This window comes from Methylobacterium sp. 142-1Y, assembly GCF_057747795.1.
The window spans coordinates 5,398,756-5,421,885 of sequence record NZ_CM173224.1 but is presented as its reverse complement, the minus strand read 5'-3'; the positions used below and the strand labels follow the sequence as shown (position 1 = coordinate 5,421,885).

Below are 23,130 nucleotides of genomic sequence, written 5' to 3'. Positions count from 1 at the left end.
GCAGCACATCTCCCCTCTCCCACACGGGAGAGGGGCTCCCGCACTTCATTGATTTCACAACCGATCAGTCGGAAGTCGTGTCACCCGCCATCAGCCACACGAGATGCCCGTCCGGGTCGCGCAGCAGCGCGTCTAGGCCGCCGCCGGGCCGCGGGACCGGCCCCCGCGACACGAGCCGCCCGGCATGAGCGGCGCAGGCCGCCGCCACGCCGTCGCCATTGCTCATTGCGATCACCAGCCGGGTCGCCGCAATATCGCCGGGCGCGAGGTCCGAGGCCGACCGAGAAAAGTCACCGCGGTAGCACAGCAATTCGACATGGGGCGGTCGCCCGTCCGGGAACCCGAGGCCCGTCACCTCGACCACAGGGTCGGCGACTGCGTCGAGGCGAGCCTGTTCCGGCCCGGTATTGAGCGAGCGCGACACCACCCGCAGCCCGAGGGATTCGTAGAAGGCGACGCTGCGGGCGGTGTCGGTGACCGAGATCGCCGAATGGTCGAGGCCGAGGCAGGGGTCGCCGGTCTCGCGCCCGCGCCAGGCCTCGGGCATGGCCTCCGACGGGAAGGCCAGCAATTCGAGGGGATGACCCTCGGGATCGCGGAACTTGAACGCCGTCACGCCGCCCGAGGAGGCCGGCAGCCGCACCGGCCCGTCGGTGGAGATCGGACGCCAGCCCGGATGGGCCGACAGGCGGGCATGGGCCGCCGCCATGTCGGAGACGATGAGCGCGCAGTGCTGGAACACCGGGCTGAAGCCCGGCACGTCGCCCAGATAGGGCCGGCCTGCCGGGGTGACCGCCACGAGGTCGAGGGACTGGTCGCCGAGGCGCAAGGGTACGGCCCGCGCGCCGGCAAGGCCGGTCACGGCGGAGAAATCCGAGGCCGGCGGCGCCTCGCCCGCGGTAAAGCCCAGGGCCTCGCGGTAGAACTCCGCCAGGCGTGCCGGATCGGCGGCGTTCAGGGCGATGCGGGCGAGGCGGAGCGCGCTCACGGCGTCTGTACCCCGCGCCGGTCGAGGAAGATCGCGTACAGCGTGTGCGAGCCGCCGATGAACAGCCGGTTCTTGGTCGGGCCCCCGAAGGTGATGTTCGAGACCCGGTGCGGCACCAGGATCTTGCCCATCAGCTTGCCCTCGGGGCTGATGCAGTGGACCCCGTCCGCCGCGCTCGACCAGACGTTGCCGTCCTCGTCGACCCGCATCCCGTCACAATAGCCGGGCGAGATCGTGTGGAAGACGTCGCCGCCCGACAATGCCCCGTCGGGCGCGACGTCGAAGACGCGGATGTACTGGCGCGGGTTCGGCTTCGACTGGTCGCCGGTCTCGGCGACGTAGAGCCGGCGCTCGTCGGGCGAGAAGGCGAGGCCGTTCGGCCCGTCGAAATCACCCGCCATCACCTGGATCTCGTTCGTCCGCGGATCGAAGCGGTAGAGGGCCGGCGGCTGCTCCGATCGTTGGCGCCCGCCCTCGTAGTCGTTCGAGATGCCGTAGACCGGGTCGCTGAACCAGATCGTCCCGTCCGACTTCACCACCACGTCGTTCGGCGAATTCAACCGCTTGCCGGCATGGCGCTCGACCAGCGTGGTGACCGTTCCATCGTACTCGGTGCGATAGAGGCAGCGGCCGCGATGCGAGCAGGCGATCAGCCTTCCCTCCCGGTCGCGGGTCTGGCCGTTGGCGTAGTTCGACGGCTCCCGGTAGACCGAGAAGCCCGCGCCCTCGATCCACCGCATGGTGCGGTTGCGCGGCAGGTCCTGGAACAGCAGGCAATCGGCATCGCCCATCCAGACCGGCCCCTCGATCCAGCGGAAGCCGGAGCCGAGTTCTTCCAGCGGCGCGTTGCCCAGGATGTAGTGCTTGAAGCGCTCGTCGTGGATCTCGAACCCGTCCATGGCGTCACCGGAACCGGCAGGCCGCGCCCGTGGTCGGGGGCTTGTCGTACTGGACGATCATCAGCACGGCGGGCTCGTTCCCGATCGTGCCGGAGCGGTGGCCCTTCTTGCCGTCGACCTCGCGGACGTTCTGGTCCTCGCCGAACGAGATCTCGCCCGGTCCCATCTCGACCCGCGTGCCGTCCATCGATTCGACGAACCAGCGGCCCGAGAGCGGGATGATCCATTGCGGCTTCGGGTTCGGGTGCCAGTCGCCGGTCCAGCCGACCGGCTGCACGGTGACGAACACGGTGGCGCCGTCATGGGTCTTCTGGCCCTGCCATTGCGGCGGGGCCGGCGGCGACATCGATTTCTCCTCGAACTCGGTGAAGGCGCAAAGGGTCTGGTGGCTGACCCCGTCCGCGTCGGCCCAGAGGTGCCAGTAGGGAACTTTCGGCTTGTCGTCGCTCATCGGGCGGTCTCGCTGATTCTGTAGGGGTTCGACGAGGCGAAGGGGTGTGAGACAAAACTCTCCACGGTGCTCGCCCCGGTGCCGAAGGTGACGAGTAGAAACCCGCCGGCGAGCGCGAGGTTCTTCCAGAAATCCCAGAAAAGCTCGCGTCCCTTGCCGCCGGACCAGAAATCGCCCGGCTTCCAGAACTGCTTCCACAGGAGCGCGGTGACGCCGCAATAGCCGGCGAGGATGAAGGCGGCGAAGCGGTCGGCGATGCCGGTGAGGACCCCGAGCGACATCACGATCTCGACGAACAGGCCCATGAGGATCAGCGCCGTCGCCGGGCCGGTCGCGTGCACCGCCTGCCTGGCCTGGCCCACCGCGCCGCGGAAGTTCAGGATCTTGTCGAGCGCGCTGAACGGCAGGAAGAGCATCACCAGGAGGAGCCTGACCCCGAACGCGACCGCGATGCTGAAACTTGCCATCCGCCCGTGACCCCGCTGCCCTGTTTCGCGCTGCAAAAACCTAACTGGAGCGGGTCGACGTTCGCGCCAGCCCCGCCATATCCGCCTCGCACGGGCGAGGCGCCTTACGTCATCCCGCGGCTTTTTCGCAGAGGAGGGGACCCCGCCGATGAGCGAGAACCGGCACTACGACGTCGTCATCGTCGGCTCGGGGCCCGGCGGCGGCACCATGGCCTGGCGGCTGGCCCAGACCGGCAAGCGCATCCTGCTGCTCGAGCGCGGCGATTACCTGCCGCGGGAGCGGGAGAACTGGGACAGCCAGGCGGTCTTCGTCGACGCCCGCTACCAGGCGCCGGAGACCTGGTACGGCGCCGACGGGTCGAGCTTCCATCCCGGCCTGCACTATTTCGTCGGCGGCAACAGCAAGGTCTACGGCTCGGTCCTGTTCCGTCTTCGTGAAAAGGATTTTTATGAGATCCGCCACCCGGACGGCATCTCGCCGGAATGGCCGGTGAAGTACGACGTGTTCGAGCCCTATTACCAGGCGGCGGAGGAGCTCTATTACGTCCACGGCCTGCGCGGCGAGGACCCGACCGAGCCGCCGTCGAAAAAGCCCTACGCCTACCCGCCGGTCACCCACGAACCGCGGATCCAGGAGCTGTTCGACGGCCTCAAGCGCGAGGGGCACCACCCGTTCCACCTGCCGGTCGGCGTGCGGCTGGAGGAACGGAACGGCAAGCCGCTGCCGCACTCGGCCTGCATCCGCTGCGACGCCTTCGACGGCTATCCCTGCATCACCAACGGCAAGGCCGATTCGCAGGTGACCTGCGTCGACCCGGCTTTGGCGGCGCACGACAACCTCACGCTGATGACCAACGCTTACGTCGACCGGCTCCTCACCGATCCGGCCGGCCGGACGGTCACCGGCGTCGAGGTGAAACGCGGCGAGGCGACCGAGGTCTTCACCGGCGACATCGTGGTGGTGGCCTGCGGCGCGCTCTCCTCGGCGCTGCTCCTGTTGCGCTCAAGCAACGATGCCCATCCGCAGGGGCTGGCCAACCGCTCAGGGCAAGTGGGCCGCAACTACATGCGGCACAACAATTCGACGGTGCTGGCGATCTCCCGCACCCCGAACCCGACCAAATTCCAGAAGACGCTCGGCCTCAACGACTTCTATTTCGGCGCCGACGACTGGGAGTTTCCGCTGGGCCACATCCAGATGGTCGGCAAGTCGGACGGGGTGCAGATCCACGGCGAGGGGCTGCCGGGCTTCCTGCAATGGTTTCCGGAAAAGCCGTTCGACTGGCTCGCCAAGCATTCCCTCGATTTCTGGCTCACCACCGAGGACCTGCCGATCCCGCAGAACCGGATTTTCTACGACAGTGGAAAGGTGCGGCTCGACCTGACGCAGACCAACGAGGAGGCCCTGCACCGGTTGAAGGCCAAGCTGCGCGACCTCTGCGGCAAGCTCGACATCCACCCGCACCTGTTCGACCGCTCGCTCTATCTCGGCAAGGACGTGCCGATCGGCGGCACCGCCCACCAGGCCGGCACGCTCCGCTTCGGCCCCGATCCCACGACATCGGTCCTCGACCTCGACTGCAAGGCGCACGAGCTCGACAACCTCTACGTCACCGACGCGAGCTTCTTCCCGTCGATCGGCGCCGTGAACCCGACGCTGACCATCATCGCGAATTCGCTGCGGGTGGCGGATCACATCATCGGACGGTTGGGGGCGTGAGGGGGATTTGTTGGAAGAGGTGCCACTTCTCGTCACGATTCTTCATCCCACCCACGACCTCATCCTGAGGCGTTAGCCGATCGAAGATCGGCTGACCTCGAAGGAGGGCTCGAGAAATCTCGGTGATCCCTGGTGCCCTCCTTCGAGGCTCACTCCGTTCGCACCTCAGGATGAGGTTGCGGATAGGATTGAGAGAGAGGGCAATGACTGGTGCACCCGGAGAGAAGATCCGGCGCTTGACCGACCTCCGAACAGATCAAGCGGAAATTCTCTCACTCCCCACCCTCACCCCGCACCCGCGCCAGCACCAGATCGGTAAAAATCCGCGGATGCGGCATCTCCGGCGTCGGCTGGCGCACCAGGGTCATCGGCGCGACCGGGGCCGGACCGGCGATCTCCCGATAGCGGACGCCCTCGGTCGCCAGCCGCGCCATCGAGCGCGGCACGATGGCGAGCGCGATGCCGGTGGCGACGAGATTGACCACCGAGGCGAGCTGCGGCGCGTTCTGGGCGATGTGGGGCGAGAACCCGGCCGCCGCGCAGGCCGCCATGATGCCATCGTAGAGCGCCCGTCCGTTGCGGCGTGGATAGACGATGAAACCTTCGTTGGAGAGGTCCGCCAGACCGACGGGACCGGTTCCGGCGGCCAGGCGATGCGTCGCCGGGAGCGCCACCACCATCGGCTCGTCGAAGAGGTGGCGGGCCCACAGATCGTCGACCTCGCCCTCGTCCGGGCGCATGAAGGCGACGTCGACCCGGCCGGCCCGGAAGGCGGCGATGAGGCTCGCGGTCGTCTCCTCCAGGAGTTCGACCTGCACGTCCGGATGGGCGCTGCGGTAGTCGCGGATCGCCCCGGTCACCAGGGGGTGGAACGAGGCCGAGGAGGTGAAGCCGATGCGAATCCGGCCGACATCGCCGGTCGCGATGCGCCGGGCTCGGGTCGTGGCGGCCTCGACCGCGACGAGCACCGCGCGGGCATCCTCCGCGAAGGCGCGGCCCGGCTCGGTCAACGCCACCCCGCGCGACAGGCGCTGGAGCAGGGCGGTGCCGATCTCGGTCTCGAGGCTCTTGATCTGGTGGCTCAACGCCGGCTGCGCGATGTTCAGCCGCTCCGCCGCCCGGGTGATGCTGAGATCGTCGGCCACGGCGACGAAGTAGCGAAGGTGGCGAAGCTCCATCGCGCCGGTATCCCCCCGATCCCCGGCCCTCGCGGCGGCGGCCGGAACATCGTCCGAGAGCCTAACGATAGCGGAGGTTCGGGGGGACCGCATGGGGCAAGAGAGAAGAGGGCTTATCCGCGCGGCACGGTGTCCCGCACCGACGGACGATCCGCGTGCGCATCGCGGAAGGCCGCGACGTTCGGGCACAGCTCGCGCCATTCGTGGTCGGGGAAGCGGAAGACCAGGTAGTCGAGGGCGGTGATCGCGGCGATCGCCGGCAGGCCGAACGGCTCCCGGACCCCGTCGAAGACCGCATCGAGGCGCCGCAGGCCCTCACGCATGGTGCGGAAGCGCTTGGTGCCGACGAGACCGGCATCGAAATCCGGTGCCGACTTGCGGCCGATGATCACCGCCACCGCGGCATCGAACACCCCGATCGCCAGTCCTGCCGCCGAGAGCGCCTTCGGCCCGCCCGCCACCACCGCCGGCGTCGTGCCGACCGCGTCGAGATGGGCCAGGATCAGCAGCGCTTCCGTCAGCCGGGCGCCGTCGTCGGTGACCAGCGTCGGCACGCGGCCGGCCGGGTTGGCGTCGAGGAAGGCCGGGTCGTCGGCCCAGGCATCGACGAAGGTGGTGTCGGTGGCCTCGTTCAGGCCCTTCTCGATCAGCGCCATGCGGACGATGCGCACGAAGGGCGAGGTCGGGTTGGCGTAGAGCTTCATCGCGAAAGGCTCCGATCAGCCGGCGGTGGTCAGGGGGCAGCCGCTCTTGTCGGCCGGGGTGAACAGCGTGTCGCCCGGGATCGTCTCGATGACGCGGTAGAGATCGGCCTTGCTCTTCGACTCCTTCGGGCTCTTCACCTCGACCAGCATCATGTCCATCACCACCCGGCCGTTCGCCTGGATGTGCGGCTTGCCGTAGAAGCCGTCGTCGATCGGCAATTCCTTCATCGCCTTGTTGACGGCGGCCGCGTCGTCGGTGCCGGCCTTCTCGACCGCCCGAAGGTAGTGGCGCACCGAGGAATAGGCAGCGGCATGGCCCATGGTCGGCACGACGTTGCCGTTGCGGGCCATCAGGCGCCTGGCCCAGGCGCGGCTGGCCTCGTTGGCGTCCCAGTAGAAGTTCACCGCCATGCGGATGCCCTGCGCCGCGTCGAGGCCGAGCGCCACGGTGTTGTTGGTGAAGACCAGCATCGCCACCACCTTCGAAGTGATGCCGAATTCCCGCGCCTGCTTGATGGTGTTGACGAGGTCCGGCCCGGCATTGGCGAGCCCGATCACGTCGGCGCCCGATGATTGCGCCTGGATCAGCTGCGAGGAGAGGTCGGTGGCGCCCAGCGGATGGCGGATCTCGCCGAGCACCGTGCCGCCCGCCGCCTTCACCGCCTTGCCGGCATCCGCCGCGAGGCCATGGCCGAACACGTAATCGGCGGTGATGAAAGTCCACTTCTTGCCGCCGCCCTGCACCACGGCGCCCGCCACCGCGTTGGCGAGTTCTCCCGTCGAGGGCACCCATTGCGTGCCGTAGGGCGAGCAGCCGGGGCCGGAGAATTGCGAGGCGTAGCCGCCGGTCACCATCGTGGTGATCCTGCGCTCCTTGGCATAGGCCTGGACGCCCAAGCCCACCGAGCTGGCGCCGCCGAGGACGACGGCGGTGACGCCGCGCTGGTCGACGAGCTGGCGGGCGAGGCCCGACCCAATATCGGGCTTGTTCTGGTGATCGACGCCGATCACCTCGATCGGTCGGCCCAGCACCTTGCCGCCGACATCCTCGGCGGCCATCGTGGCGGCGAGCACCATGTTCGGCCCGCCATTGCCGGAATACATCCCCGACAGGTCCTCGATCACGCCGATGCGGAGCGGCGTCTCGGCGGCCCGCGCAGGGGTGATCGATGGGGCCGTGAGCGTCGCGGCGAGCAGGCCGGCGACGGCGAGGCGTCGCGTCGGGGACGTGTGGGACATGAGCTTGCGGGACATGGGGCGTTTCCTCGATGTGCGGCACCGCCCTTCTGGCGCCCGGCGAGGGGCGTCGGAGCGATGTTCGATGATGGTCGTTCTATCGCGCCCCGATCCCATCGCCGTCCAATAGTTTGCGCATCGCCCCGCCATCGTTTCCCGATATGGCAGGGCGAGGGCCCCCGGGCTGCGGCGCCCCGCCATCGTCGTCGGCTATGGCTCGTGCCCGATCTTTGTATTGGACGGCGCGCCCGCGACCGGGCGACACCGCCGGCACGATCGCGAGGGCCCAACATCACAGGTGCCCCGCTTCCCGAGGAGATGCGCCCATGATCACCAGCTTCTACATGCCGACCCGGATCGTCGCAGGGAACGGCGCGCTCGCTACCATCGGCACGCTCGCCCGCGAGCTGAAGATGACCCGGGTGCTGGTCGTGTCCGATCCGGTGATCTCGGCGCAGGGCTTCCATGCCGAGGCGCTGGCGGCCCTCACGGAGGCGGGAATTGCGGTCTCGCGCTTCGACGAGTGCGGGATCGACGCGCGCTGCTCCCACATCGACGACCAGGGCGAGCGGGTGCGCCGCGATGGGCTCGACGGCGTCGTGTGCATCGGCGGCGGCTCGGTGATGTGCACCGGCAAGGGCATCGCCATCGTGGCGACGAACCATAGACCCATGGCGGAATGCACCGGGGTCGGGCAGTTCGACCGCAAGGCGCTGCCGATGATCATGGTGCCGACCACCGCCGGCTCCGGCTCGGAGGTGTCGCAATGGACCATCGTCAAGGACGAGGTACGCCACCTCAAGCTCCTGGGCGGCGGGCCGCTCAGCTTCCCCGACGCGGCAATCCTCGATCCCGTGACCTTGCGCTCGCTGCCGATGCACGTGGCGGCGCTGCCCGCGGTCGATGCCCTGACCCACGGCGTCGAGGCCTATTTGAGCGGCATTGCCTCGCCGCTCACCGACGCGGTGGCGCTCGCGGCCGTGCGGCTCCAGGCCGCCTCCTTGCGCGCCTCGATCAATGCCGACGACGACCGCGCCCGCGAGGACAACCTGGTCGCCTCCTGCATGGCCAACATCGCCTGCGGCAATGCCCGGCTCGGCCACGGCCACGCCCTGTCGCTGCCGCTCGAGGGCCATCTCGATCTGCCCCACCCCTACGGCGTCGGGGTGCTGCTGCCGCACGTCGTGACGTTCAACCTCGCGGTGCTGCCGGCCAAGGTGCGTCCGCTGGCCGAGGCCCTGGAGGTCGAGACCGCGGGCCTGTCGCGCCAGGAGATGATCGCATCTTGCGCCGAGGCGATCCGGGCGCTCTACGCCGATATCGGCTTTCCCACCCGCTTCACCCCCGAGCAGCTGCCCGGCGACCGGGTGCGCGAGATGGCGCTGCGCGCCGTGCCGGGCCTCTATGCCGGCATCGCCGCCAAGGATTTCGACCCCGCCAGCGCCAACGACCGCACGATCATCGCCAGCCCAGCGGCGCGGAAGATGACGGTGAGTCAGGCGGAGGAGATTTTCGGGCTTTGCGTGGGGTGAGGCGTCATAAGATCAACCCGCACAAGAAGAGACGCGTGATCTTCCCTTTCCTCGCAGATGCAGGTCTGTTCAGGACGAAAATGGCGCGGGTTTCCCCTCTCCCCGCGGGCGGGGAGAGGGCTGTGTTCCCGTTCAGGGAATACAGCAAGCGGAGGCGCAGCTGCAGCGAGGGTGAGGGGGGTGTCGACGAGCGAGACTCCTCCGGCATCACCCCCTCACCCTCGCGGCGAACCTGCGGTTCGACGCTCCCTGAGCCCCTTCGGAGCTCAGGCCTCTCCCCGCCCGCGGGGAGAGGGGAAGCCCGCGCCTTTTCCTTTCCCGAACAGCCGTGCCGACCGTGAGGAGAGGAACGGCGCGCCGCCCCCTGTGCCCCCCACGCCCTGGCGAACCAGCCCGCACCATGCTTCTCTCCACCTCGAACGGGAGGGCGGGAGCATGCGCACGACATCGATGATCCTGGCGGCGGCCGGTCTCTTCGCGGCTGCCTTCACGATTTTGCCGGCCCACGCGCTCGACATCCGCGATCTCCCCATCGCCAAGGCGCCCGAGACCTGCCCGCACGAAGGCCCCGGCTTCCTCCGCTTCACCCCCGGAGGTCCCTGCACGCGGATCAGCGGCCGGGTGCGGGCCGAGGCGGGCACGCCGGTTCCCGCCCGCCCGGGGGCCGGGCTCGACGGGGCGGCGCGCGGCGTGGTCAGCGGCTCCGGCCGGGTCGCGATCGATACCCGGACGGAGACCGGGTACGGCCCGGCCCGGGCCTATATCCGCCTCGGCACCAGCCACTGACTCTCTACAGGCTACGCGACAGCACCAGGGGCGCGCTGCGGCGGTGTCCGTAAGGGGAGGGGGCGGGCCGTGTGCCGTAGCCCTTCGGCTCGGCGCTGCGGGTCAGCTCCGTCGAGAGGTTGCGCAGCAGCCCTTCCGAGACCGACCGGGCGGTGGCCAGCACCGCCTGGTTGGCCGCCACGGCTTGCGAGAACCGGCCATGCGCCTCGCGCAAGGTCGCGATGCCCTCGGGGGCGAAGCGGGCGAGCGCCACGGCATTCGCCTTCACCGCCTGGAGGCCCCGGAGATAGGCGCCGGCGAGCGCGGTCTTCTGCGGCGCCTCGGCCAGGCCCTCGGCGAGGCGCCCGACCCGGATATGGTCGCTCTCGCGCCCGAGCAGGATCTCCAGCTCGCGCATCGTGGTCAGCGTCTCGGCGACCAGGCGCTCGGCGGCCGCGGCGTCGGTGACCTGAGTGTTGGTGACCGGGGCGGGACGGGCGGTCTCAGCCATGGGCTCCTCCCTGGAGGCGGATCATCTCGCGCATCACCTGGTCGCCGATGCCGATGCCGCCGCTCTGCACGATCGACTGGGCGTATTCCTTGTTGAGCATCGAGCGGTAGACGCCGCCGCCGGTGCCGTTCTGGCCGAGCGGCCCGTCGGTGCCCTCCGAGCGGTTGAGCACGTCGAGGCTCTGCTCCAGGAACATCGACTCGAAGTCCTTGGCGGTCTTCTGCATCTTGAGCGTGTCGGCCGACGGGGCCGGGCTGGGCGAGACCGCTCCGGCGAGGGCCTGGCCGACCGCCAGGCCGGCGGAGGCCGCGAGGGAAGCGAGGGGGAACATCGGACGGACCTCGGGCTGTGAGGAAGGGAAAGAGGTGGCTCGCGTCACATCACTTCGATGTCGGCCTGGAGCGCGCCGGCGGCCTTGATCGCCTGGAGGATCGAGATCAGGTCGCGCGGGCCGATGCCGAGCGCGTTGAGCCCGTCGACCAGTTCGCGCAGGGTGACGCCCTCCTTGACCAGGGCGAGCTTGTTCTTCTCGCCGGCATCGACCTTCAGCGCGGTGCGCGGCACCACCACGGTCTCGCCGTTGGAGAACGGCGCCGGCTGGCTCACCTGCGGCTGCTCGGTGATGGTGACGGTGAGGTTGCCCTGCGCCACCGCCACGGTGGAGACCCGCACGTCGCGGCCCATCACGATGATGCCGGAGCGCTCGTCGACGACCACCCGGGCGGCCTGGTCGGGCTCGACCTTCAGCTGCTCGACCTCGGTGAGCAACCGGATCATGTTGCCCTGGTAGCGCGGCGGCACCTGCAGGGTGACGGTGGAGGGGTCGGTCGGCTCGGCGGTGTCGGCGCCCATGAAGTCGTTGATCGCCGCGGCGATGCGCTTCGAGGTGGTGAAGTCGGGGTTGCGCAGGGACAGGCGCAGGCATTTCTGCTCGTTGAGCTTGAAGGCGATCTCGCGCTCGATCACCGCCCCGTTGGCGATGCGCCCGTTGGTCGGCACGCCGCGGGTGATCTTGGCCGCGTCGCCCTCGGCCTGGAAGCCCGCGATGGCGAGCGAGCCTTGCGCCACCGCATAGGCCTCGCCGTCGGCGGCGAGCAGCGTGGTCACCAGCAGCGTGCCGCCCTGGAGCGACTTGGCGTCGCCGAGCGACGACACCGTTACGTCGATCCGCGTCCCTTGCGCGGCGAAGGGGGGGAGGTTCGCCGTCACCATCACGGCGGCGAGGTTGGCGGTCCGCATGGTGGCGCCGCGGGTATTGACCCCGAGCCGCTCCAGCATCGCCTGCACCGATTGCTTGGTGAAGGGCGCGTTGTTCAGCGTGTCGCCGGTGCCGTTGAGGCCGACGACGATGCCGTAGCCGACGAGCTGGTTGATCCGCATGCCCTCGACGCTGGCGAGGTCCTTCACCCGCGACAGGGCGAGGGCGGGCTGCGCTGCGACGAGAGCGAGGAAGGCAAGGACGAGGAGGCGAAGGCGCATGGCGGGGTCCCGAAACTCGAGGAACCGAATTGCCAGGACCGTGCCAGTGCCCGAGATCGGCGTAAGCCTCTGGTAAGGTTACCGATCCGTTTCCCGCACCCCGCGCCGGCGGCCGATCCGGACCCGGTCGATTTCGTCCCGGCGGCAAGATCTGCCGCCTCGTTTACGGCGCATTCACCATACCCGGGCGAGGTTTGGGGTGCGAACAGTGAAACCTGTGACCCGGACCCAGACCTCATGCGCGTCGACACACGCCTCGCGGCCGCTCCCCTGTCGGGAGCCGGTTCGCGCACCCTGCCGGCAGGCGGCGTGTTCACCCTCGGGCTGGAGGGCGCCCGCGGGCCGGTGAGCGCCGGCAGCGCGATGCCGCTCGCCAGCCTGAGCGCCATCCTGACCCTCCAGAGCCAGGACGAGATCGCCGCCGACCGCCGCCGCCGGGCGACGAAGCGCGGCCACGACCTCCTCGACGCCCTCGACCGCCTCAAGGCCGCGCTCCTCGGCGGCCGGGTCGCCGTGAGCGACCTGAAGGCCATCGCCGCCCGCCTCGCGGAGCGCAACGGCAGCACCGGCGATCCCCGCCTCGACGACCTCCTCGCCCATATCGAGCTGCGGGCGCAGGTGGAACTGGCAAAGATCGAGATGGCGGGGAAGTGAGGGGCGCAGCAGGTCGAGGGGGCTGGCGGCCGTTGACGCCCACACCCCGATCTCCCACAACGGCGCCCGCTTGAAGACCTGCGGCCTTGATGTGGCCGCACGACCCGCGTCACCCCGGCCGCGATGCTGTTCAACTCCTTCCCGTTCCTCCTCGGCTTCCTGCCGGTCGCCCTCGTCCTGCACGCGCTCGTGGCCCTGCACCGGCCGGGCTGGCGGCTGCCGCTGCTGGTCTTGCTCTCGCTCGTCTTCTACGGCTGGTGGGATCCGCGCTTCGTGCCGCTGCTCATGGCCTCGATCGGGCTGAACTGGCTCGTCGCGCGCTGGTTCGGGCAAAGCCGCGCCGCGCTCCTGGTCCCGCTCGCCATCGCGGCGAACCTCGCGGTGCTGGCCCTGTTCAAGTATGCGGGGTTCCTTGCCGGCCTCGCGGCACTCCTGCCGGGGCTCCACGACTTAAGCAGGCCGAGCCTGGCGCTCCCGCTCGGCATCTCGTTCTTCACCTTCCATCACGTGATGTACCTGACCGACCTGCGCGCCGGCCGGGCGCCGCAGATGAATCTCACGCGCTACGCCCTCTACATCGCGTTCTTCCCGCAGGTGCTCGCCGGGCCGCTGGTGCGCTGGAGCGAGATCCTCCACCAGTTCGACGAGAAACCCTATGCAAGGCCGGACGCCGCCGAGCGCTTCGGTCGCGGCCTGATGCTCCTGTGCATCGGCTTGGCCAAGAAGGTCTTCCTCGGCGATCCGCTCGCGGCCTATGCCAACCCGGTCTTCGAGGCGGCCGCCGCCGGCAAGGTGGTGAGCGTCGCGGAGGCCTGGCAGGGCACGCTCGCTTTCACGTTCCAGATCTATTTCGACTTCTCGGGCTATACCGACATGGCGCTCGGCCTCGCGCTGCTGTTCGGGATCGTGCTGCCGCAGAACTTCGACGTGCCCTACCGCGCCACCTCGCTGCGGGACTTCTGGCGGCGCTGGCACATGACCTTGTCGCGCTTCCTGCGCGACTACCTCTACATCCCGTTCGGCGGCAACCGCCGGGGCTTGAGCGTCCAGGTCGCCGCCTCGTTCGCCACCATGACGCTCGGCGGGTTGTGGCACGGCGCCGGCCTCACCTTCGTCGCCTGGGGGGCGGCGCATGGTGCAGGCCTCGGGGCCGGCCTGCTGTGGCGCCGGGCCGGGCTGCCGATGCCGGCAATTCTCGGCTGGGCGCTGACCTTCGCCTTCGTGGCGCTCACCTGGGTGCTGTTTCGCGCCACCAGCTTCGAGGCCGCCATCACGATCTTCAAGGGCCTGTTCGGCCTCGCGCCGTCCGGCCACGGCTTCAAGTGGCGGGCCTTCGCGCCGGCTTTGCTGGTGGCGCTGGTCGGCCCGACGGCCTGGGCGGCGGTTCACCGGTTGCCGCCGCGGCCCGCCCTGGCGATCGCCTTCGCGGTGCTCCTCGTGGCGGTGCTGCTGCGCATCGGCGACGACGCCAATTACGAGTTCATCTATTTCCAGTTCTGAGGGGGCCGAAACGATGCGCGCCGACCCTCCCGCCGCGACCGAGGCCGCCTGGCGTCTTTTCTCGATCCGCCTCGCCGCCGCGGCGGCATTCCTGCTCGCCGGCTACCTGGCGCTCGCGCTCGCGGTCGATCCCTACGACACCGGCCGGCCGCGGCTCGTCGACCGCGACGGCGTGCGCCCGCAAGGACCCCGTACCGCCACGGCGAGCCGGGGCCGCGATCCCGCCTACGATGCGGCGATCATCGGCAATTCGCACATCCAGCTGATCTCGCCGGCGAACTTGCGCGCCGCCACCGGGATTCCGTTCGTCCAGCTCTCGGTGCCGGGCACCGGCCCGGGCGAGCAGCTCATCGTCGCCGACTACTTCCTGCGGCACCATCCGCGGGCCCGCGCCCTGGTGATCGGCGCCGATGCGTTCTGGTGCACCGGCGATCCGGCCTTGCCGCCGCTGCGGCCGTTCCCGTCCTGGCTCCTCGCCGAGGATTGGGCGAGCTACCTGCGCGGCCTGCTCCGCATCACCGTCGTCGGCGAGGTGGTCAACCGGATCGGCTGGGCGTTGCGCGCGAGCCCGCGCCGGGCCGCGCCGGACGGCTACTGGGATTACGAGCCGGACTACCTCAAGCTCGGCGATCCCGACATGCCCGCACGGGTCGCCTCCCGGGCGAAGGCGGCCCCGGACGAGTCCGATCCCGGGGAGGGCGGGCCGGATTTCCCCGCCGCCGCCCGCCTGCGCGCCCTGGCGTCGCGCCTGGAGCCCGACACCACCCTGGTCCTGGTCTTCCCGCCGACCGCCCCGGCGACGCTGCCGCGGCCGGGCACCCCCCGGGCGGCGGCGGCGGCTTCGTGCCGCGCGGCCCTGGCGGACGCGGTGGCCCCGCGGGGCCGCGTCGTCGACTGGTCCGGCGACCGGCCCGAGCTGCACGGGCCCGACCTGTTCTTCGACGGCAGCCATTACCGGCGGCCCCTCGCCCGGCGCCTGGAGGCGGACATCGCGGCGGCGATCGAGGGTCGGGCGGCTGGTGCAGATACCCTGCGACCGTGACACGATTGCAGCAGGGGGCCGCCGTCCCCTGGTCCGGTCCTTGCGTATCGCTCCTGGGACATTGTGGTGTCGTGCAGCCTCTATTATAGGGCTGCGCCAAGTGGGTCGTAGCCATGATGCCGGCTGCGGTCAGGACAACATTTGTTTTTCCGAGGGGCGCGATGGCGAAGATCGTGATCGAGGAGGGCTATGCCCCCAGTGACGCCGAGCCCTTCATGAACGAGCGTCAGCGGGAGTATTTTCGCCGCAAGCTCCAGGGGTGGAAGCAAGACATTCTGCGCGAGGCCCAGGACACTCTGGTGGCGTTGCAGAGCGAGAACGAGAACCACCCCGACCTGACCGACCGCGCCTCGTCCGAGACCGACCGGGCGATCGAATTGCGGGCGCGCGACCGGCAGCGCAAGCTGATCGCCAAGATCGACGCGGCCCTGTCCCGGATCGAGGACGGCTCCTACGGCTATTGCGAGGAGACCGGCGAGCCGATCTCCTTGAAGCGCCTGGAAGCCCGGCCGATCGCGACCCTGTCGCTGGAAGCCCAGGAGCGCCACGAGCGCCGGGAGCGGGTGTACCGGGACGATTGAGGGTGTGACGCGACCGTGAACCCTCCCCCCTCTGCGGGGGAGGGTGGACCCGGCGTCAGCAGGGGCCGGGAGAGGGGCAGCGCGACGCTGATCCAAGTCGCGCCCGGCAGAACGGTGTCACCCTATCCGGAACCGTGGTTCCCCCTCTCCCGGCCTACTCCGTAGGCCACCCTCCCCCGCAGAGGGGGGAGGGTTGAAGCGCGGCATCTGCCGCGCTTTTTCTTTCGGCGCCGGAATTTCGACACCAGAAACGAGAGCGGCCCCGGCGGGAGTGCCGGGGCCGCGCCGCGTCCGGGCGGCTCAAGGGGGGAGCGTGCCGCCCGGTGCGGGATCGTGTTGCCGCCGCCGGTCAGAACGGCAGCACGATATCCAGGAACTGCTGGCCGTAGCGCGGCTGCTGCACGTCGGTGATCTGGCCGCGGCCGCCATAGGCGATGCGGGCCTGGGCGATCTTGCTCGAGTCGATGGTATTGTCGGACTCGATGTCCTCCGGCCGCACCACGCCGCCGACGATCAGTTCGCGCACCTCGAAGTTGATGCGGATCTCCTGGCGGCCTTCCAGCACCAGGTTGCCGTTCGGCAGCACCTGCGTGACGATCGCCGCCACGCTGGTGGTCACCGTCTCGGCCCGCTGCACCGAGCCGGCACCGTCGTTGGTGGTGGTGGCGTCGGTGGTGAGCATCTTCGCCGGATCGATGCCGCCGAGGAGCTTGGCCTTCGATTCGAGGCCGAAGGCGTTCGGCATCCCGAACGATTCGCTGTTCGAGCGCGAGCGCTTTGTCTCGTTGTTCAGGTTCGCCTTGTCGGTGACGTTGATCTTCACCGTCACGAGGTCGCCGACCTTGGCGGCGCGCTGGTCCTTGAAGAAGGCGCGCGAGCCGGTGCGCCAGAGCGAGTTCGAGGCGTAGGAGACCGGCTGGACGTCCGGCATCGGCAGTCGCACCGGGCGGTAGCCGGGCTGCGCGGTCGGGTCGTCGATCGCCGACAGAGCCGGCGTCGCGCCGATCTGGGTGAGGCGGTCGGCGGTGTTGCAGCCGGCGAGCAGCGCGGCCGTGAGGCCGACCATGGCGAGGCGAGCGAGGATCATCGTAAAAATCCCCTCACTGCCCGGCCGAGGCGAGGCGCGCGGCCGGGGCCGCCGCCGCCACGGGCACGATCGGCGCCACGGTGACGCGGCCGGGGCCGATCACGGTGGCCTGGATCACCTTCTTGGAGATCGGGTTGATCACCCCGATCACCGCGCCGAGCGGCCCGCCGTCGCGGGCCTGACCGCGCAGCGACAGAGCCACGCCCGGGGTCTCGTACACGATGGTGACCGACTCGCCGCGGGCGACGAGGTCCGGCCGACTCAGCTCGCCGGCGCGGAGCGCCGTGCCGGCGCCGAGCGGTCGCTGCGCCACCTGGCCGATGAAGGCGGCGGCATCCGCCGCGCTATCGGCCGGCAGGCCCTCGCGCGGGCGGCGCTCGACCGCGATGTCGGGGGCCGACAGGGTCTCGCCCCGGTTGATCGCCCGGGTCAGCACCGCGACGTCGGCCATCTCGACGATCTGGCCCGACACCCGCAGCGAGGCCTGGCGCTCGCCCACCACCACCAGGGCGGAGACCCGGCGGCTGCGGGGATCGTAGGTCACTTCCTGGGCGGTGACCGCGGCATTGAGCTCCGGCGGCACAGTCAGCACCGGCGGCTCGCCCTCGAAGGCGATCGTGACGGAGCCGGCCTCGAGGCCGCGGACCTTGGCGAGGGCCGCCTTCACCGCGCCCTCGATCTCGGGGGCGGCGATGCGGCGGGCCGCGCGCTGGACCGAGATCTGGAGCCGGCCGCCGCTCTCCGGCGCGTCGAGCCCGAGCCCGGCCGTCGCCTCGACGATGCGCCGGACCTGGATGGTGCCGGAGGTGCCGAGCGCCGGGGCCCGGAACAGGGCTTTCTGGGCCAGAGCCGGCGGCGCCCCGGCGACGAGGTCGCCGAGCGTGATCACGTCGCGCTCGGCGGTGATGTCGCCCTTGAGCGAGAGGCGCTCGCCGGCGAGCACCGGCAGGGTGAGGAGGCCGAGCGCGAGCAGCGTCAGCGCGGTGCGCGACAGGATGCCGGGCCCGAGCAGCGCGCGGCGGGCCTCGGGAACCGCGGGGACGTGGACGACGGGAGCGAGGTCGATCATCGGGGCGCTCATCCGCGGAACATCTGCGAGGTGGTGGAGAGCATCTGGTCGGCGGCGGTCACGACCTTCGAGTTCATCTCGTAGGCGCGCTGCGCGGCGATCAGCGAGGAGATCTCCGAGACCGCGTTGACGTTGGCCTCTTCGAGGTAGCTCTGCTGCAGGTTGCCGAACCCGTCGGTGCCGGGATTGCCGGTGATCGGCGGCCCCGAGGCCAGGGTCTCGACGAACAGGTTGTCGCCGATCGATTCCAGGCCGACCTTGTTGACGAACCGGGCCATCTGGATCTGGCCGAGATTCTGCGGCGCGGTCTGGCCGGGGATCGTCGCCTGGACGATGCCCGAGGCGCTGATCGTCACGCTGGTGGCGTTGTTCGGCACCGTGATGTTCGGGTTCATCAGGTAGCCTTCGCGGGTGACGATCTGCCCCTGCGCATCAAGGTCGAACGAGCCGTCGCGGGTGTAGGAGGTGCGCCCGTCCGGCATGGTGACCTGGAAGAAGCCCTCGCCGCGCACCGCGATGTCGTAGGTCTTCTCGGTCGAGGTGAGGGTGCCCTGCGACATCACCCGGGCGGTCGAGGTGGTCTTGACGCCCGAGCCGATGGCGAGGCCCGCCGGCAGCTGGTTGTTCTGGTCCGAGGTCGCGGTGCCGGCCCGGCGCAGGTTCTGGTAGAGCAGATCCTGGAAATGCGCCTGCTGGCGCTTGTAGCCGGTGGTGCGCAGGTTCGCGATGTTGTTCGAGATGACCTGGACGTTGAGTTCCTGGGCCGCCATGCCGGTGGCGGCGGCGTAGAGCGCGCGCATCGTTGAAGGCTCCCTTTACGCGTTGCCGACGTCGGCGAGGCGCTGGATCGCCTGGCCGCGTAAGGAATCGAGCCGCGAGACCGTGTCGGAGACGAGCTGGTAGGTGCGGTTGACCTCCAGCATCCGGCTCATCGCGAGCACAGGGCGGACGTTCGAGCGCTCGAGCGCGCCGGGCTCGATCCGCCCTTGCGGCCCCGCCGGTTGGGCGGGCGTGTTCGACGCATAGAGGTTGCCGCCGGCATTCGTCAGGCCTTGCGGGTTGGCGAAGGTGACCAGCCGCAGGCGGCCGCGGGTGCCCTGGTTGGTAGAGACGGTGCCGTCCGGCCCGAGCGCCAGCCCGGTCTCCTGCTGGCCGATCTGGATCGGGCCGCCGTCGCCGAGCACCGGGTAGCCGTCGCTCGTCACGATCTGGCCTTGCGGGTTCAGCTCGAAGGCGCCGTTGCGGGTGTAGCGCTCGCCCTGCGGCGTCTGCACCGCGAAGAACGCCTCGCCGCGGATCGCCGCGTTAAGCGGGTTTCCGGTCGGCTCGATCGGCCCCTGCTGCATGTCGAGGGGGGCTGCCGCGTCGATGACGTAGGAGACCTTGCGGTCGGGGCGCTGGAAGGTCTCCGCGCTCGCCTTCGGCATCAGGTATTCCTGGAAGCGCGTCGTGCGCGCCTTGAAGCCCGTCGTGGTGACGTTGGCCATGTTGTTGGCGATGACCTCGAGCTCGCGCCCGAGGGCCATCTGGGACGAGAGCCCGATCAACTGAGCATTCTGCACCGGCTACTCCCCGTCGATGCGTGGTGGCGGGCCACCCCGCTCCCCAGCGGCGGACCCAGCACTCTGATCGCAGGGGCCGTGCCAGGCGGGCCCGAACCGAATTCTGGTGGTATGGCAAATGCTTGGTTAATCGCGGAGCCTGGCCGGACCGGTCGTTTCGTGCCGGCCCGGCAAGTTCGACCGGGCAGAAATTGCCGCCTTAACGCGCCGTTAACCGTCTTCGCACACAGTTCAGTCACGGATTTCCAGGGTGTGGACGGCGGGCGATGGCCAAGAAGCCGAAGAAGGCCCCGACGCCGGAGGGCGACGGGGAAGGCGAGGAGGGGGCGGCCCCGGCCGCAGGCGGCGGCAAGAAGAAGCTCATCATCATCGTCGCGGCTTTTCTGGTGCTGGCGGGTGGCGGGGGCGGCGGCTTCCTGTTCATGCGCAGCCGCGCGGCCCATGCCGAGAAGGCGGCCTCCGAGCAGAAGGTGCCGGTGGCGTTCATGGATGTCCGCGAGATGACCATGAACCTGATGCCCGAGCCCGGGCAGACGCAGCCGCGCTTCCTGAAGCTGAAGGTGGCGCTGGAGGTGCGGGATGCGAAGGTGGCCTCCGAGATCCAGCCGCTGATGCCGCGGGTCGAGGACACGTTCCAGGTCTTCGTGCGCGACCTGCGCGTCGGCGACTTCGAGGCCGCCGGGGGCACCTATCGCCTGCGCGAGGAGCTGCTGCGGCGCGTCAACGTGGCGGTCTATCCCGCCAAGGTCGACGCGGTGCTCTTCAAGGACTTCATCATCCAATAATATCCTCGAGCGGGATGTGGTGCTTCCGTGGCCGGACCTGACGATACCATCGACGACGACGACTGGGCCTCGGCCCTGATCGAGCAGGGCGGGGGCGGCGACGCCTCCCTGGCGGAGGAATGGGGCGCGGCGCTGGCCGAGCAGGGGACCACCACCCAGTCGAACGACATGGCGGCCGAATGGGCCAACATGATCGACGAGGGCGAGTCGGAGAACCTGCCCGAGCTCGCCGGCAACGACCGCATCCTGAACCAGGAGGAGATCGACCAGGTCCTCGGCTTCTCGCTGCGGGAACTCTCGGCCTCGGGCGCGGGCGGCATCCGGGCCATCGTCGATTCGGGCGTCGTCTCGTACGAGCGCCTGCCGATGCTCGAGATCGTCTTCGACCGGATGATCCGGTTGTTGTCGACCTCGTTGCGCAACTTCTTCCAGGACAACGTCGAGGTCACCCTCGACAACATCACCTCGGTGCGCTTCGGCGACTACCTGAACGCGATCCCGCTGCCGACCCTGCTCGGCGTGTTCCGGGCCGATGCCTGGGAGAATTCGGGCCTCGTCACGGTCGAGTCGAACCTCGCCTACTCGACCCTCGACCTGCTGCTCGGCGGCAAGCGCGGCGGCTCCAGCATCCGCCTGGACGGGCGGCCGTTCACGCCGATCGAGATGCAGCTGGTGCGCCGGATGGTCGAGATCATCCTGACCGACCTCGAGGCCTCGTTCCAGCCGCTCTCGCCGGTGCGCTTCCTCATCGACCGGATCGAGACCAACCCGCGCTTCGCCACCATCACCCGGCCGGCCAACGCGGCGATCCTGATCGACCTCAAGCTCGACATGGAAGGCCGCGGCGGCCTGCTCCAGATCCTGTTTCCCTATGCGGCGATCGAGCCGATCCGCGACCTGCTGCTCCAGAGCTTCATGGGCGAGAAGCTCGGCCGCGACCACATCTGGGAAGGCCACCTCGCCACCGAGATCTTCCAGGCCGACGTCGCCGTCGAGGCGGTGCTGCACGAGATGTCGCTGCCGTTGCGCCGGGTGATGAAGCTGGAGGTCGGCGACACCATCATGTTCGACGCCAAGCCCACCGACCTCATCACCCTGCGCTGCGGCGACTGGGCGATGACGCAAGGCCGGATCGGCCGCCTCGACGACAGCATCGCCGTGCAGGTCACCCGTCCCCTGCGCCGCGCCCGCACCACCTTCGCGGCCTTCGAGGCCTCGATGCAGAACCGCAAGGACGGTTGAGCATGTTCCTGTCCCTCTTCCGGAACGAGGCCGCATCGTGAGCCTGATCGTCAGCATCCTGGCCGACCTGCTGGTGGCGGTCCTCCTCGTCGCCTGCATCGCGACCTCGGTCAGCCTCGGCCGCCGCATCACCCGCCTCAAGGGCGACGAATCGGCGATGCGCCAGACCATCGGCGACCTGATGGTGGCGACCGAATCCGCCGAGCGGGCGATCACCGGCCTGCGCACCACGCTCTCCGAGTGCGACCGCACGCTCGGCGAGCGCCTGCGCCTGGCCGAGCGCACCAATGCCGACCTCGCCGCCCAGCTCCAGGCCGGCGACGAGGTGCTGTCGCGCATCGCCCGCATCGTCTCCCAGGCCCGGGCGGCGGTGCCCGGCGAGGCGGCGCAAGCCCCCTTCGCTCAGGCGTTCGCGCAGCAGGCCGAGGCCGCGCCGTCCCCCGCCGCGCCGGCCTACGCCCCTGCGGCGTCCGCGGCCCCATTCGCGCCCGCGGCGCCCGTCGCAACGGCCCATGCCTCCGCCGTGCCCGAGCCGCGGCCGGTCTCCACCGGCGAGCGCCTCGGCGCCGCCGCCGCCGCCGCCCGCGCCCTCAGCGAGCGCGCCCTGAGCCGCCTGCAGGCCCAGGCCGCATGACCCTCGCGCTGCTCCTGCGCCGCTTCGCCGGGCTGCCGCCGAGCGCGGCCCCGGCCGGCGGCCCCGCCGCCGTCGCGGCCGGCACCGCGACGCCCGCCGCTGCGCCCGGGGCAGCGGCACCCGACGCAGCGGCGGCCCAAGCCGTGGCCGCCAAGGTCGCGGCGGCGAAGCTCGCGGCCGCCAAGGCAGCGGCGGCGGCCAAGGTCGCGGCGGCGAACCCCGCCGGCACGCTGCCGGCCACGGTCCCGCAGGCCCCAGTCTCCGTCGCCGTGCTGGTGCAGCGCGTGCTGGCCAACCCCGTCTGGCGCGGGCCGATGATCCGCCTGCGCCTCGTCGATGCCGTGGCGATCGCGGCCGCCGGGCTCCTGCTGCTGAAGGTCCTCGCTCTTCTGGAAGCCGGGCCGTCCACCGGCACCCGCTTCGCCGAGTTCCTGGTGCATGCCCGCTCGGGCTACGAGCCCCTCGACCCGACGGTCACGGGCTCGGTCTCGCCGAAGGAAGCCGCGAAGGAGCAGGCGGCCGCTGCCCCGCCGCAGGAGCCGCGGCCTTCCGCCGAGCCGGTCTCCTCCGAGCGGGCGATCCTGGAAAAACTCGGCGCCCGGCGCGACGCCCTGCAGCAGCGCTCGCGCGACCTCGAGACCCGCGAGCAGCTGATCGAGAATGCCGAGCGCAAGCTCGAGACCCGCATCAACGACCTCAAGTCCCTGGAGCAGAAGGGCGACGACGCCGCGGCCAAGCGCGCCGAGGCGGAGGCCGCCGGCCTCAAGTCCCTGGTGACCATGTACGAGACGATGAAGCCCAAGGAGGCCGCCCGGGTCTTCGATCGCCTGAAGCTCGACGTGCTGGTGCCGGTGGTGGTGGGCATGAACCCGCGCAAGATGGCCGAGGTGCTGGCGGTGATGCAGCCCGAGGCGGCCGAGCGCCTGACCGTGGCGCTGGCCCAGCGCGCCCGCGGCGCCGGCGGTCCGAAAGCCGCGGCCGCCGCCCCGGGCCTGCCGCCCGGCGAGCTGCCGGCGATCGAGGCGTCGCGCTGAAACGGGTCCT

Annotated in this window: 25 protein-coding genes; 11 read left to right on the top strand and 14 right to left on the bottom strand. The window is 70.2% G+C overall.

Annotated elements, in window-relative coordinates:
• Window positions 1-64 precede the first annotated feature (64 nt).
• The 4 genes from AC3AOF_RS24915 to AC3AOF_RS24900 are packed head-to-tail and all read right to left on the bottom strand — an operon-like array spanning window position 65 to window position 2,805.
• On the bottom strand, window positions 65-988 hold the full coding sequence (locus AC3AOF_RS24915) for a VOC family protein (protein ID WP_488346785.1): 924 nt from the start codon (window positions 986-988) through the stop codon (window positions 65-67).
• Entirely contained in the window at window positions 985-1,887 is a 903-nt protein-coding gene (locus tag AC3AOF_RS24910; protein WP_488346784.1) for an SMP-30/gluconolactonase/LRE family protein, read from the bottom strand. Before AC3AOF_RS24910 ends, AC3AOF_RS24915 begins: the two co-directional genes overlap by 4 nt.
• A gap of 4 nt (window positions 1,888-1,891) precedes the next feature.
• Complete coding sequence (locus AC3AOF_RS24905; protein WP_488346783.1) at window positions 1,892-2,338, bottom strand: cupin domain-containing protein; 447 nt, start codon at window positions 2,336-2,338, stop codon at window positions 1,892-1,894.
• Complete coding sequence (locus AC3AOF_RS24900) at window positions 2,335-2,805, bottom strand: DoxX family protein (RefSeq protein WP_488346782.1); 471 nt, start codon at window positions 2,803-2,805, stop codon at window positions 2,335-2,337. The genes AC3AOF_RS24905 and AC3AOF_RS24900 overlap by 4 nt, the downstream gene beginning before the upstream one ends.
• Window positions 2,806-2,953: 148 nt before the next feature.
• On the opposite strand from AC3AOF_RS24900, the gene AC3AOF_RS24895 reads away from it, so the two are divergent.
• Window positions 2,954-4,525: a GMC oxidoreductase gene (locus tag AC3AOF_RS24895; protein ID WP_488346781.1), complete on the top strand. Its 1,572-nt coding sequence runs from the start codon at window positions 2,954-2,956 to the stop codon at window positions 4,523-4,525.
• 272 nt (window positions 4,526-4,797) lie between these two features.
• On the opposite strand, the gene AC3AOF_RS24890 is transcribed toward AC3AOF_RS24895, so the two are convergent.
• From AC3AOF_RS24890 to AC3AOF_RS24880, 3 genes are all read right to left on the bottom strand, one after another.
• Window positions 4,798-5,703, bottom strand: coding sequence for a LysR family transcriptional regulator (locus AC3AOF_RS24890; RefSeq protein ID WP_488346780.1), 906 nt, complete (start codon window positions 5,701-5,703; stop codon window positions 4,798-4,800).
• Between the two features lie 113 nt (window positions 5,704-5,816).
• Complete coding sequence (locus tag AC3AOF_RS24885; protein WP_488346779.1) at window positions 5,817-6,407, bottom strand: glutathione S-transferase family protein; 591 nt, start codon at window positions 6,405-6,407, stop codon at window positions 5,817-5,819.
• Between the two features lie 15 nt (window positions 6,408-6,422).
• On the bottom strand, window positions 6,423-7,661 hold the full coding sequence (locus tag AC3AOF_RS24880; RefSeq protein WP_488346778.1) for an ABC transporter substrate-binding protein: 1,239 nt from the start codon (window positions 7,659-7,661) through the stop codon (window positions 6,423-6,425).
• Window positions 7,662-7,969: 308 nt separating this feature from the next.
• Here AC3AOF_RS24880 and AC3AOF_RS24875 point away from each other — a divergent pair, with 308 nt between their 5' ends.
• Both AC3AOF_RS24875 and AC3AOF_RS24870 read left to right on the top strand, forming a co-directional pair.
• Window positions 7,970-9,175, top strand: a complete 1,206-nt coding sequence (locus AC3AOF_RS24875) for an iron-containing alcohol dehydrogenase (protein WP_488346777.1) — start codon at window positions 7,970-7,972, stop codon at window positions 9,173-9,175.
• A gap of 435 nt (window positions 9,176-9,610) precedes the next feature.
• Complete coding sequence (locus AC3AOF_RS24870; RefSeq protein WP_236988333.1) at window positions 9,611-9,961, top strand: porin; 351 nt, start codon at window positions 9,611-9,613, stop codon at window positions 9,959-9,961.
• 4 nt (window positions 9,962-9,965) lie between these two features.
• On the opposite strand, the gene AC3AOF_RS24865 is transcribed toward AC3AOF_RS24870, so the two are convergent.
• The 3 genes from AC3AOF_RS24865 to AC3AOF_RS24855 are packed head-to-tail and all read right to left on the bottom strand — an operon-like array spanning window position 9,966 to window position 11,930.
• A complete protein-coding gene (locus tag AC3AOF_RS24865; protein WP_488346776.1) occupies window positions 9,966-10,451 on the bottom strand; it encodes a hypothetical protein in 486 nt (161 codons plus the stop codon).
• Window positions 10,444-10,782, bottom strand: a complete 339-nt coding sequence (locus tag AC3AOF_RS24860) for a rod-binding protein (protein WP_236988335.1) — start codon at window positions 10,780-10,782, stop codon at window positions 10,444-10,446. The genes AC3AOF_RS24865 and AC3AOF_RS24860 overlap by 8 nt, the downstream gene beginning before the upstream one ends.
• Window positions 10,783-10,826: 44 nt before the next feature.
• Entirely contained in the window at window positions 10,827-11,930 is a 1,104-nt protein-coding gene (locus tag AC3AOF_RS24855; protein ID WP_488346775.1) for a flagellar basal body P-ring protein FlgI, read from the bottom strand.
• A gap of 237 nt (window positions 11,931-12,167) precedes the next feature.
• Between AC3AOF_RS24855 and AC3AOF_RS24850 the strand changes: the two genes are divergently transcribed.
• The 4 genes from AC3AOF_RS24850 (at window position 12,168) to dksA (ending at window position 15,707) form a co-directional block, all read left to right on the top strand.
• A complete protein-coding gene (locus AC3AOF_RS24850; RefSeq protein ID WP_488346774.1) occupies window positions 12,168-12,584 on the top strand; it encodes a flagellar assembly protein FliX in 417 nt (138 codons plus the stop codon).
• Between the two features lie 123 nt (window positions 12,585-12,707).
• Entirely contained in the window at window positions 12,708-14,084 is a 1,377-nt protein-coding gene (locus tag AC3AOF_RS24845; RefSeq protein ID WP_488346773.1) for an MBOAT family O-acyltransferase, read from the top strand.
• Between the two features lie 13 nt (window positions 14,085-14,097).
• Window positions 14,098-15,126, top strand: a complete 1,029-nt coding sequence (locus AC3AOF_RS24840; RefSeq protein WP_488346772.1) for a hypothetical protein — start codon at window positions 14,098-14,100, stop codon at window positions 15,124-15,126.
• A gap of 161 nt (window positions 15,127-15,287) precedes the next feature.
• Window positions 15,288-15,707 carry an RNA polymerase-binding protein DksA gene (gene dksA / locus AC3AOF_RS24835; RefSeq protein WP_048431282.1) on the top strand — a complete coding sequence of 140 codons (420 nt, stop codon included), beginning with the start codon at window positions 15,288-15,290 and terminating at the stop codon, window positions 15,705-15,707.
• Between the two features lie 349 nt (window positions 15,708-16,056).
• Here the strand turns inward: dksA and flgH are convergent, their stop codons facing one another.
• Genes flgH through flgF form a run of 4 tightly spaced genes read right to left on the bottom strand, consistent with a single transcriptional unit; the run spans window position 16,057 to window position 19,425 of the window.
• Window positions 16,057-16,794, bottom strand: coding sequence for a flagellar basal body L-ring protein FlgH (gene flgH / locus AC3AOF_RS24830; RefSeq protein WP_488346771.1), 738 nt, complete (start codon window positions 16,792-16,794; stop codon window positions 16,057-16,059).
• Window positions 16,795-16,807: 13 nt separating this feature from the next.
• Window positions 16,808-17,875, bottom strand: a complete 1,068-nt coding sequence (gene flgA, locus AC3AOF_RS24825) for a flagellar basal body P-ring formation chaperone FlgA (RefSeq protein WP_488346770.1) — start codon at window positions 17,873-17,875, stop codon at window positions 16,808-16,810.
• Window positions 17,872-18,663 carry a flagellar basal-body rod protein FlgG gene (gene flgG, locus AC3AOF_RS24820; protein WP_048466000.1) on the bottom strand — a complete coding sequence of 264 codons (792 nt, stop codon included), beginning with the start codon at window positions 18,661-18,663 and terminating at the stop codon, window positions 17,872-17,874. The genes flgA and flgG overlap by 4 nt, the downstream gene beginning before the upstream one ends.
• A 15-nt stretch (window positions 18,664-18,678) precedes the next feature.
• Window positions 18,679-19,425 (bottom strand): flagellar basal-body rod protein FlgF, encoded by a 747-nt coding sequence (gene flgF / locus AC3AOF_RS24815; RefSeq protein WP_236988343.1) that lies wholly within the window; start codon window positions 19,423-19,425, stop codon window positions 18,679-18,681.
• 266 nt (window positions 19,426-19,691) lie between these two features.
• Here flgF and fliL point away from each other — a divergent pair, with 266 nt between their 5' ends.
• The 4 genes from fliL (at window position 19,692) to AC3AOF_RS24795 (ending at window position 23,120) form a co-directional block, all read left to right on the top strand.
• Window positions 19,692-20,210: a flagellar basal body-associated protein FliL gene (gene fliL, locus AC3AOF_RS24810; RefSeq protein WP_236988344.1), complete on the top strand. Its 519-nt coding sequence runs from the start codon at window positions 19,692-19,694 to the stop codon at window positions 20,208-20,210.
• A 27-nt stretch (window positions 20,211-20,237) separates the two neighbouring features.
• On the top strand, window positions 20,238-21,452 hold the full coding sequence (gene fliM / locus AC3AOF_RS24805) for a flagellar motor switch protein FliM (RefSeq protein ID WP_236988345.1): 1,215 nt from the start codon (window positions 20,238-20,240) through the stop codon (window positions 21,450-21,452).
• A gap of 37 nt (window positions 21,453-21,489) precedes the next feature.
• Window positions 21,490-22,086, top strand: a complete 597-nt coding sequence (locus tag AC3AOF_RS24800) for a DUF6468 domain-containing protein (RefSeq protein ID WP_442919228.1) — start codon at window positions 21,490-21,492, stop codon at window positions 22,084-22,086.
• 314 nt (window positions 22,087-22,400) lie between these two features.
• A complete protein-coding gene (locus AC3AOF_RS24795; RefSeq protein ID WP_488349048.1) occupies window positions 22,401-23,120 on the top strand; it encodes a MotE family protein in 720 nt (239 codons plus the stop codon).
• Window positions 23,121-23,130 lie beyond the last annotated feature (10 nt).

Coding starts and splice junctions, on each gene's coding strand:
- AC3AOF_RS24880 (WP_488346778.1), bottom strand. CDS start 7,661: ATGTCCCGCAAGCTCATGTCCCACACGTCCCCGACGCGACGCCTCGCC.
- AC3AOF_RS24855 (WP_488346775.1), bottom strand. CDS start 11,930: ATGCGCCTTCGCCTCCTCGTCCTTGCCTTCCTCGCTCTCGTCGCAGCG.
- AC3AOF_RS24900 (WP_488346782.1), bottom strand. CDS start 2,805: ATGGCAAGTTTCAGCATCGCGGTCGCGTTCGGGGTCAGGCTCCTCCTG.
- AC3AOF_RS24890 (WP_488346780.1), bottom strand. CDS start 5,703: ATGGAGCTTCGCCACCTTCGCTACTTCGTCGCCGTGGCCGACGATCTC.
- AC3AOF_RS24845 (WP_488346773.1), top strand. CDS start 12,708: ATGCTGTTCAACTCCTTCCCGTTCCTCCTCGGCTTCCTGCCGGTCGCC.
- flgA (WP_488346770.1), bottom strand. CDS start 17,875: ATGAGCGCCCCGATGATCGACCTCGCTCCCGTCGTCCACGTCCCCGCG.
- fliL (WP_236988344.1), top strand. CDS start 19,692: ATGGCCAAGAAGCCGAAGAAGGCCCCGACGCCGGAGGGCGACGGGGAA.
- AC3AOF_RS24910 (WP_488346784.1), bottom strand. CDS start 1,887: ATGGACGGGTTCGAGATCCACGACGAGCGCTTCAAGCACTACATCCTG.
- AC3AOF_RS24870 (WP_236988333.1), top strand. CDS start 9,611: ATGCGCACGACATCGATGATCCTGGCGGCGGCCGGTCTCTTCGCGGCT.
- AC3AOF_RS24885 (WP_488346779.1), bottom strand. CDS start 6,407: ATGAAGCTCTACGCCAACCCGACCTCGCCCTTCGTGCGCATCGTCCGC.
- AC3AOF_RS24875 (WP_488346777.1), top strand. CDS start 7,970: ATGATCACCAGCTTCTACATGCCGACCCGGATCGTCGCAGGGAACGGC.
- AC3AOF_RS24895 (WP_488346781.1), top strand. CDS start 2,954: ATGAGCGAGAACCGGCACTACGACGTCGTCATCGTCGGCTCGGGGCCC.
- dksA (WP_048431282.1), top strand. CDS start 15,288: ATGGCGAAGATCGTGATCGAGGAGGGCTATGCCCCCAGTGACGCCGAG.
- AC3AOF_RS24860 (WP_236988335.1), bottom strand. CDS start 10,782: ATGTTCCCCCTCGCTTCCCTCGCGGCCTCCGCCGGCCTGGCGGTCGGC.
- AC3AOF_RS24840 (WP_488346772.1), top strand. CDS start 14,098: ATGCGCGCCGACCCTCCCGCCGCGACCGAGGCCGCCTGGCGTCTTTTC.
- AC3AOF_RS24905 (WP_488346783.1), bottom strand. CDS start 2,338: ATGAGCGACGACAAGCCGAAAGTTCCCTACTGGCACCTCTGGGCCGAC.
- AC3AOF_RS24850 (WP_488346774.1), top strand. CDS start 12,168: ATGCGCGTCGACACACGCCTCGCGGCCGCTCCCCTGTCGGGAGCCGGT.
- AC3AOF_RS24865 (WP_488346776.1), bottom strand. CDS start 10,451: ATGGCTGAGACCGCCCGTCCCGCCCCGGTCACCAACACTCAGGTCACC.
- flgG (WP_048466000.1), bottom strand. CDS start 18,663: ATGCGCGCGCTCTACGCCGCCGCCACCGGCATGGCGGCCCAGGAACTC.
- flgH (WP_488346771.1), bottom strand. CDS start 16,794: ATGATCCTCGCTCGCCTCGCCATGGTCGGCCTCACGGCCGCGCTGCTC.
- AC3AOF_RS24795 (WP_488349048.1), top strand. CDS start 22,401: ATGATCCGCCTGCGCCTCGTCGATGCCGTGGCGATCGCGGCCGCCGGG.